At 66.8% G+C, this 1,402-nt stretch carries 2 protein-coding genes; both read left to right on the forward strand.

Translation table 11 applies throughout. The features are described from left to right. Window positions 1-13: 13 nt before the first annotated feature. Window positions 14-154: a cobaltochelatase CobT-related protein gene (locus B3D39_RS20670; RefSeq protein WP_414718004.1), complete on the forward strand. Its 141-nt coding sequence runs from the start codon at window positions 14-16 to the stop codon at window positions 152-154. Next, window positions 154-1,402 (forward strand): aminopeptidase P family N-terminal domain-containing protein (locus B3D39_RS13565; protein ID WP_286789795.1); only part of this gene is annotated, 1,249 nt, incomplete at its 3' end. The genes B3D39_RS20670 and B3D39_RS13565, both read left to right, overlap by 1 nt.

Genomic DNA, 1,402 nt, shown 5'->3' on the forward strand with positions numbered 1-1,402 from the left:
CATCGGCCATGACGTGACGCGCTATTACCAGCACGCGGTGACGATCACCGATGTGGAGCAACTGGCGGGCGCCATGACCGAGCAGCTCGCCTCCCTCTTCGACAGCGATCCGCGGGCCCGCGCCCGCTTCCTCGGGATCAAGAAGGCTATCTGATGTTTCAGGATTTCTCGGTGCAATCGCGCCCCGAACTGGGCCCGCCCCGGCTGGCGGCGCTGCGCGAAGCCATGTCCGCAGCGGGGCTCGACGGCTTCATCATTCCCCGCGCCGATGCGCATCAGGGAGAGTACGTCGCGCCCTGCGATGCGCGGCTGGGGTGGCTGACGGGCTTCACCGGATCGGCAGGCTTCTGCATCGCCCTGCCCGAGATCGCGGGCGTCTTCGTCGATGGCCGCTACCGGGTGCAGGTGCGCGCCGAGGTCTCGCTCGGCCATTTCACGCCGGTGAACTGGCCCGAGGTGAAACCCGCCGACTGGCTCAAGGACCACGCACACGCAGGCGCCAAGATCGGCTTCGATCCGTGGCTGCATACCAAATCCGAGATCGCGAAAATCCGCGAGGGGCTGGAAGGCACCGGCATCGCGCTGATCGAGAGCGAGAACCTCGTGGACCGCGTCTGGAACGACCGCCCTGCCCCGCCCGCCGAACCGGCCCGCATTCACCCGCCGGAATTCGCAGGCGAAACGGCAGCAGAGAAACGCGCCCGTCTGGCCGAAGCGCTGCGCGACGACGATATCGCGGCCGCCGTCCTCACCCTGCCGGACTCGATCTGCTGGCTTCTCAACATTCGCGGCTCCGACATTCCCCGCAACCCGGTGGTGCAGTCCTTCGCGGTGCTCTTCGACGATGGCGCGGTGAAGCTTTTTGCCGATGACGCGAAATTCGACGCCGACCTGCGCGCCCATCTGGGCGACGAGGTCTCGATCCTGCCGCCCGACAGCCTGACCGCCGCGCTGGAGGCGATCGAAGGCCCGGTGCTTGTCGACCCCGACAGCGCACCGCTGGCCGTCTCGCTGCTGCTGGCCGATCACGACACCAAGATCCATGAGGCGCCCGATCCCTGCATCCTGCCGAAAGCGCGCAAGAACGCCGCCGAAGTCGCAGGCATGGAGGCGGCGCATCTGCGCGACGCCACAGCGATGGTCGAGTTCCTGAGCTGGCTCGACACGGAAGCCCCGAAAGGCAAGCTGACCGAGATCGACGTGGTCACCGCCCTTGAGGGCTTCCGCCGCGACACCAACGCGCTGATCGACATCTCCTTCGAGACGATCTGCGGCGCGGGTGGCAATGGCGCGATCGTCCATTACCGCGTGAACGAGGACACCAACCGGCCCGTGAAACCGGGTGAATTGCTGCTGGTGGATTCGGGCGGCCAATATGTCGACGGCACCACCGACATCACCC

Source organism: Thioclava sp. UBA3469, assembly GCF_002378135.1.
Classification (GTDB): domain Bacteria; phylum Pseudomonadota; class Alphaproteobacteria; order Rhodobacterales; family Rhodobacteraceae; genus Thioclava; species Thioclava sediminum.